This is a genomic window from Paenibacillus periandrae (genome assembly GCF_022458865.1).
Taxonomy (GTDB): Bacteria; Bacillota; Bacilli; order Paenibacillales; family NBRC-103111; genus Paenibacillus_S; species Paenibacillus_S periandrae.
Genome location: NZ_JAJNMU010000204.1, coordinates 1 through 255 on the forward strand (window position 1 = coordinate 1; position 255 = coordinate 255).

Genomic DNA, 255 nt, shown 5'->3' on the forward strand with positions numbered 1-255 from the left:
GCGGACTACCAGCCGGCGATTATTCGACCTTTTCCAAAAAAGCCAAGGATGTTCCTTATGACCTGTTTAAGCAGACTTTGCAGCTACTTTTGAAAAAATGCAACCGACCCTTGCGCCGCGAATTACGTTTGCCTAAGGACCTTCTTCTTATCGACTCGACCACGATCACAGTCGGCAAAACCCGTTTGCCTTGGGCACCCTATCATGGGGAGCGGGCGGGGATCAAACTTCATGTGGCTCTCGTTGCGGCCAATG

At 51.4% G+C, this 255-nt stretch carries 1 pseudogene; it reads left to right on the forward strand.

Going from position 1 to position 255, the window contains the following annotated elements:
* Positions 1-255 (forward strand): annotated as a pseudogene (locus LRL21_RS45250) (IS4 family transposase); the annotation flags it as partial.